Below are 6,764 nucleotides of genomic sequence, written 5' to 3' on the forward strand. Positions count from 1 at the left end.
GCGTGGCGGGGGGCTCGGCGCAGGATTCGGAGAGTGCGGCGGGGGCTCGGCGCAGGCGTCAGAGGGTGTGGTGTACGAACCTGTCCGCCGTCTCCGCGAGAACCTCCCTGCCGTCGCGGGCCCACAGCTCCTCGTTGAACAGCTCCACCTCGATCGGGCCGGTGTATCCGGTCGCCTCCACCAGGGCCTGCCAGGCGCGCATGTCGATGGAGCCGTCGCCGATCTGTCCGCGCCCGTTGAGGACGCCCTCCGGCAGCGGTGTCGTCCAGTCGGCGAGCTGGAAGGTGTGGATACGGCCCTGTGCGCCGGCCCGCGCGATCTGCTCGGGCGCGGTGTCGTCCCCCCAGATGTGGTACGTGTCCACGGTGACGCCGACCTGGTGGGCGGGGAAGCGTTCCGCCAGGTCGAGGGCCTGCGCGAGGGTGGAGACGACGCAGCGGTCGGCGGCGAACATCGGGTGCAGCGGCTCGACGGCCAGCCGAACCCCGTGCTGTTCCGCGTACGGGCCGAGTTCGGCGAGGGCGTCGTCGATCCGTTCGCGGGCGCTGTGCAGGTCCTCCCTTCATGGGCGCCCGGCGCCCCTCGTCCCTGCGGCACACCGTGCCGTAAGCGTTTTCTACATGGAGAAGCCAACCTCTGGAAAGCGCCCCGGGCAAGGGTGTGGATGACCGGAGTTGTTCGAGGGGGCGAACACGTGGCCCGGCTGGCCGTAAGGTCTGCTCGGAACCTGGGTCGGACACGACCCAGGACGTGGACCCTGGCGTGGACCAGGGAGGACGACGAGATGCGCGACCGGAGGACGACGATGACGGTGACCCTGGCGGACGTGGCGGCCCGCGCGCAGGTCTCCCCCGCGACGGTGTCGCGCGTACTGAACGGCAACTACCCGGTGGCCGCGTCCACCCGCGAGCGGGTGCTGCGCGCCGTCGACGAACTGGACTATGTGCTCAACGGTCCGGCGAGCGCGCTCGCCGCAGCCACCTCCGACCTCGTCGGCATCCTCGTCAACGACATCGCCGACCCCTTCTTCGGGATCATGGCGAGCGCCATCCAGTCCGAGATCGGCGGCCCCGGCGGGCGGGCCGGCGGCGAACGCCTCGCCGTCGTCTGCAACACCGGCGGCTCCCCCGACCGCGAGCTGACCTACCTCACCCTGCTGCAACGGCAGCGTGCCGCGGCCGTGGTCCTCACCGGCGGCGCGGTGGAGGACCCGCAGCACCAGGCGGCCGTGGCGCAGAAGCTGCGCAAGATGACCCAGGCCGGGACGCGGATCGTGCTGTGCGGGCGGCCCCCCGCCGACGACACCGGGGCGGTCGCGCTCACCTTCGACAACCGCGGCGGCGGGCGCGCGCTCACCGAGCATCTGATCGGGCTCGGCCACCGCAGGCTCGGCTACATCGCGGGCCCCGAGGAGCGCACCACCACCCGGCACCGGCTGGAGGGACACCGCGAGGCCCTCGCCGCCGCCGGCATCGAGGAGGAGCCCGGCTGGACCGTGCACGGCCGCTACGACCGGCGCTCCGGGTACGAGGCCACGCTGGAGCTGCTGCGCCGCGACCCGTCCCTGACGGCTGTGGTCGCCGCGAACGACTCCGTCGCGCTCGGCGCGTGCGCGGCGCTGCGGGAGGCCGGGCGGCGCATCCCGGAGGACGTCTCCGTCGCCGGCTTCGACGACCTGCCGTTCAGCATCGACGCGGTGCCCGCGCTGACGACGGTACGGCTGCCGCTCGCGGAGGCGGGGGCGCGGGCGGGCCGTATCGCCATGGGCCGCGAGGAGCCGCCGCCGGGCGGGCTCGCGACGGTGCGGGGCGAGCTGATGGTGCGAGGGTCCACGGGGGTGCCTCGGGGCTGAGGGGTGCGGTGCCCTCGGCGCGAGCTGTGCCGTCGGCGCGTGCGGTGGCCTCGGCGCGTGCGGTGCCGTCGGCGCGTGCGGTGCCGTCGGCGCGTGCGGTGCCGTCGGCGCGTGCGGTGCCGTCGGCGCGTGCGGTGCCGTCGGCGCGCGGGGCCCCTGAGGCGCCCGGACGGGCGGGGCGGCCGGGCGTGAGCAGCACGGTTGGCGGCCCCGCCCCTGGCGTGCGCATGCTGGGCATGTCGACAGGAACGGGTCCCCCATGCGCATCGTCATCAGCGTGCTCATCACTCTCGACGGCGTCGTACAGGCGCCCGGCGGCCCGCTCGAGGAGTCCGGCGACTGGGCGCGCCCGTACATCGACACGGAGGTGGTCGGCGGTGCCGTCGACGCGGCGCTGCGGAAGGCGGACGCGCTGCTGCTGGGGCGGCGCACCTGGCAGCAGATGGCCCGGCGCTGGCCGGCCCGGGCGGGGGAACCGCTCGCCGACCGGTTCAACGCCGTCCGCAAGTACGTCGTCTCCGGCACCCTCACCGACGCGGACCTGACCTGGGGTCCCAGCACCCTCGTCCCCGGCTCCGGGGCGCTGCCCCGCATCCGCGACCTGTGCGCCTCCGAGGGCGGCGACCTGCTGGTCATCGGCAGCCCCACCCTGTCGCGGGCACTGCTCACCGAGGGGCTCGTGGAGGAGCTGATCCTGCTGCGGGCGCCGCTGCTGCTCGGCGGCGGCACGACGCTCTTCCCGGCGGACGGCGTGCGGCGGCCGATGGAGCTGGTCTCCACGGTCACCGCACGGACGGGCACGCAGGTGTGCGTGTACCGGACGGCCGGCCCGGACACAATCCCGCCGCCCGCCCGATGAGTTCCGGCGCCGACGGCGGTCACAGTGGTGTGCGGGCAGGGCGCACCGGCGACGCGCCCGGACCCGACCCGCACGGCACGACCGTACGAGACAGCATTTCCAGGAGGCCCAGTGCGCACCCTGATCAGCACCGCGTTCGTCTCCCTCGACGGCGTCGTCGAGGCGCCCGGCGGCGAGCCCGGCTACCGCAACAGCGGCTGGACGTTCAAGGAGGTCGAGTTCCTGCCCGAGGCCTACGAGATCAAGGGGCGGGAGCAGCAGGAGGCCGCCGCGCTGCTGCTGGGCCGGGTCAGCTACGAGGCGTTCGCACCGGTGTGGCCCGGCATGGCGGAGTTCACTGAGTACAACAAGATGCCGAAGTACGTCGTCTCCACCACCCTCACCGAGGACCGCCTGGTGCCCGGCTGGGGCGAGACGACGATCCTGCGCTCCCTCGACGAGGTCGCCGCGCTGAAGGAGACCGACGGCGGGCCGATCATCGTCCACGGCAGCGCCGCCCTGAACCACGCCCTGTCCGACGCCGGGCTGATCGACCGCTACCACCTGCTGGTCTTCCCGCTGCTGCTCGGCGCGGGCAAGCGGCTGTTCAGCACCGCCGACAAGGACGCCCAGAAGCTGCGGCTGGTGGAACACGAGGCGTACGCCAACGGCATCCAGAAGAACGTGTTCGAGGTGGTGCGGTGACCCGTGCGGCACGCGGACGTGGTGCCGCGCGGTCCGAGGGCGGGCACGGTCCTCGCGCGCCCGGCCGGGACCGCGAGTAGGGTCCAGACATGAAGCTCGCCTTCTCCACGCTCGGTGTGCCCGGTCTTCCGCTCCCCCACGTGCTGCGGCTGGCCGCCGAGCACGGCTACCACGGCGTCGAACTGCGCGCCCACGCGGAGGAGCCCGTCCACCCCGGGCTGGACGACGTCCGGCGTGCCGAGATCGCCGCCGAGTTCGAGGCGGCGGGCGTCGAGGTGCTGGGCGTGGCCGGGTACGCGCGGGTCGCCGAGCCGGGCGACGACGATCCGGTGGTCGCGGAGATCCGCTCCCTGCTGGAGCTGGCCCGCGACCTGGGCGCCCCGTTTGTGCGGGTCTTCCCGGGCGGCACCGACGTCCAGGCGCCCGAGGAGGCCGACGCGGTCGCCGCCCGCCGGCTCGGCACGGCCGCCGAGCATGCCGCCGACCTGGGTGTACGGCTGCTGCTGGAGACCCACGACTCGCATCGCACGGGCGCGGCGGCGATGCGGGTCCTGGGCCTGGTCGGGCACCGCAACGTCGGTGCGCTGTGGGACGTCATGCATCCGTGGCTGGGCGGCGAGCAGCCGTCGGAGACCTACGCGGCGCTGGCGCCGTACCTCGGGTATGTGCAGGTGAAGGACATCGCCTCGCCCTCGGACACGACCCCCCTGCCGCTGGGCGCGGGGGTGCTGCCGCTCGCCGACTGTGTGGAGGTGCTGTCCCGGCACGGCTGGGACGGCTGGCTGTGCTGGGAGTACGAGAGGCGCTGGTACCCGGAGGCGGCACCGCTGCACGACCTCCTCACCGCCGGCCGCGACCACCTGGCCCGCCTGCTGAACGACTCGGCCTGAGCGCTCCGGCCACCGGGCCTCCAGCCGCTTCCCTCGGCACGCGGCGACGTCCGCTGCCGCCCGGGCGGAGCCGACCAGGCGGCAGCGGGCATGTGCGAGCCATGCCCCGGGGACCTCGGCGTGCTTCGTGAGCAGCTTCTCCGCTCGGGCCGCGTCCTCGGACTCCGCCGCCTCGGCAGCCCCACCCGCCCCGCCTCTCCCGACCTGCCGGAATCCGTGCCCCCGCGGGAACCCGCCGGACGGGTCCGTCGTCACATCGGCGGGTTGCCGGAGAGTCACCGTGGTGCGGTGTCGGCCTCGCTTGCCGGCTGCGAGTTCTGCCCCCCCTCTCCGCCGCGCCGCGCCGGCCCCGCCGCCGTCGGCGCGAGCCCTCCCCGCGCCGATGGCGGCCCCTCAGCTCCCTTGTCCCGGCGGCGGGTTCGTGTCCGTTCCCTTGACCGGAAGAAACTTCCCGGATATTGGTGACCCTCTGGAAGTTTCCTTCATTCAGCGCGGACCTCCCCGGAAGGAGCGCACGTGCACGACGACAGCACGGGACGCAAGGGAAACACCACGGCCCCCTCCAGACGCAGCCTTCTCGCGGCGACGGCGGGCGTCACGGCGGCCCTGGCGGTCGGCGGCACCGCGCGGGCGGCCGGCCGGGACGAGCACCGGCTGCGGGCGCTCGTGGACCGGATGACGCTGGAGGAGAAGGTCGGGCAGCTCTTCGTGATGCGGGTGTACGGGCACTCCGCGACCGCCCCCGACCAGGCCGACATCGACACCAACCTCGCGGAGATCGGCGTGCGCACCGCCGCCGAGCTGATCGCGAAGTACCGGGTGGGCGGCATCATCTACTTCACGTGGGCGCACAACACCCGCGACCCGCATCAGATCGCCGACCTGTCCAACGGCATCCAGAAGGCGTCCCTCTCCCTGCCGCGCGGCCTGCCGGTGCTGATCTCCACCGACCAGGAGCACGGCATCGTCTGCCGCGTCGGCAAGCCCGCCACGCTGTTCCCCGGCGCGATGGCGATCGGCGCGGGCGGCTCCCGCACCGACGCGCGCACCCTCGGCCGGATCTCCGGCGCCGAACTGCGGGCGATGGGCATCCGGCAGGACTACTCCCCCGTCGCCGACGTCAACGTCAACCCGGCCAACCCGGTCATCGGCGTCCGCTCCTTCGGCGCCGATCCGCAGGCGGTCGCCGGCCTCGTCGCCGCGGAGGTACGGGGCTACCAGGGCAGCAAAGTCGCCGCCACCGCCAAGCACTTCCCCGGCCACGGCGACACCGCCGTCGACAGCCACTACGGCTTCCCGGTCATCACGCACACACGGGAGCAGTGGGAGACGCTGGACGCGGTGCCGTTCCGCGCGGCGATCACCGCCGGCATCGACTCGATCATGACCGCGCACATCCAGTTCCCCGCCCTGGACGACTCCGGCGACCCGGCCACCCTGTCGCGGCCGATCCTCACCGGCATCCTGCGGGAGGAACTCGGCTACGACGGTGTCGTGGTCACCGACTCGCTCGGCATGGAGGGCGTGCGCACCAAGTACGGCGACGACCGGGTGCCGGTGCTCGCCCTGAAGGCCGGCGCCGACCAGCTCCTCAACCCGCCCGACCTGGACACGGCCTGGCATGCCGTGCTGGACGCCGTGCGCTCCGGGGAGCTGACGGAGGAGCGGCTCGACGAATCGATCCTGCGCGTGCTGCGGCTCAAGGCGCGCCTCGGGCTGTTCGAGCAGCCGTACGTCACCCAGGGCGGCGTCGAGCGCACGGTCGGCACGGCGCGGCATCTGGCCGCCGCCGACGCCGTCGCCGGCCGGACGACGACCCTGTTGGTCAACGAGGGCCCGCTGCTGCCGCTGCGGCGCGAGCGGCACCGGCGGATCCTCGTCGTCGGCGCCGACCCGGCGTCCCCGTCGGGCACCACCGGCCCGCCCACCGGCGTCCTCGCCGGCGCGCTCACCGAGCTGGGCTTCACCGCGACGGCGCTGTCCACCGGCACGGCGCCCTCGCAGGCCACGATCGACCGTGCCGTCGCCGCGGCGGCCGGCGCGGACGCCGTGCTGGTGGCGACGTACAACGTGTCGGCGACGAGCAGTCAGCGCACCCTCGTGGAGCGGCTGCTGGCGACCGGGCGACCCGTCGTCGCGGTCGCCGTGCGCAACCCGTACGACGTGGCGCACCTGCCGGGCGTGCCCGCGGTCCTCGCGACGTACTCGTGGACGGACGTCGAACTGCGTGCCGCCGCCCGGGTCGTCGCCGGGCGGGTCCGTCCGTCGGGACGGCTGCCGGTGCCGGTGCAGCGGGCGGACGACCCGACGCAGGTGCTGTACCCCATCGGTCACGGCCTGTCGTACTAGCGCTACGCCGCACGCCCGGCACACCACCCCCGACCGGCGCAAACCACCCCGCTCGTCTGGCGTGGCCCTTGACCACGGGTCACGCTGGACACGGGGACCAGGGGGGGGTTGGGCATGCGTGAGCGATGGT

General features: G+C 74.1%; 5 protein-coding genes and 1 pseudogene. 5 read left to right on the forward strand and 1 reads right to left on the reverse strand.

The window, feature by feature from the left end; genetic code table 11:
* Positions 1 to 58 precede the first annotated feature (58 nt).
* Positions 59 to 559: pseudogene (locus MTQ10_RS25670) on the reverse strand (sugar phosphate isomerase/epimerase family protein); the annotation flags it as partial.
* A 246-nt stretch (positions 560 to 805) separates the two neighbouring features.
* Between MTQ10_RS25670 and MTQ10_RS25675 the strand changes: the two are divergent.
* From MTQ10_RS25675 to MTQ10_RS25695, 5 genes are all read left to right on the forward strand, one after another.
* On the forward strand, positions 806 to 1,852 hold the full coding sequence (locus tag MTQ10_RS25675; RefSeq protein WP_247472541.1) for a LacI family DNA-binding transcriptional regulator: 1,047 nt from the start codon (positions 806 to 808) through the stop codon (positions 1,850 to 1,852).
* A 259-nt stretch (positions 1,853 to 2,111) separates the two neighbouring features.
* Complete coding sequence (locus tag MTQ10_RS25680) at positions 2,112 to 2,711, forward strand: dihydrofolate reductase family protein (RefSeq protein WP_247472537.1); 600 nt, start codon at positions 2,112 to 2,114, stop codon at positions 2,709 to 2,711.
* Positions 2,712 to 2,822: 111 nt separating this feature from the next.
* Positions 2,823 to 3,395: a dihydrofolate reductase family protein gene (locus tag MTQ10_RS25685; protein WP_247472538.1), complete on the forward strand. Its 573-nt coding sequence runs from the start codon at positions 2,823 to 2,825 to the stop codon at positions 3,393 to 3,395.
* An 89-nt stretch (positions 3,396 to 3,484) separates the two neighbouring features.
* A complete protein-coding gene (locus MTQ10_RS25690) occupies positions 3,485 to 4,285 on the forward strand; it encodes a sugar phosphate isomerase/epimerase family protein (RefSeq protein WP_247472539.1) in 801 nt (266 codons plus the stop codon).
* Positions 4,286 to 4,801: 516 nt separating this feature from the next.
* On the forward strand, positions 4,802 to 6,634 hold the full coding sequence (locus MTQ10_RS25695; protein WP_247472540.1) for a glycoside hydrolase family 3 protein: 1,833 nt from the start codon (positions 4,802 to 4,804) through the stop codon (positions 6,632 to 6,634).
* Positions 6,635 to 6,764 lie beyond the last annotated feature (130 nt).

Origin of the sequence: Streptomyces sp. XM83C (genome assembly GCF_023072675.1) — a bacterium.
Lineage (GTDB): Bacteria > Actinomycetota > Actinomycetes > Streptomycetales > Streptomycetaceae > Streptomyces > Streptomyces thermocoprophilus.

Excerpts from the sequence above, each read along its gene's own strand:
- MTQ10_RS25675 (WP_247472541.1), top strand. The coding sequence starts at position 806 with ATGACGGTGACCCTGGCGGACGTGGCGGCCCGCGCGCAGGTCTCCCCC.
- MTQ10_RS25680 (WP_247472537.1), top strand. The coding sequence starts at position 2,112 with ATGCGCATCGTCATCAGCGTGCTCATCACTCTCGACGGCGTCGTACAG.
- MTQ10_RS25690 (WP_247472539.1), top strand. The coding sequence starts at position 3,485 with ATGAAGCTCGCCTTCTCCACGCTCGGTGTGCCCGGTCTTCCGCTCCCC.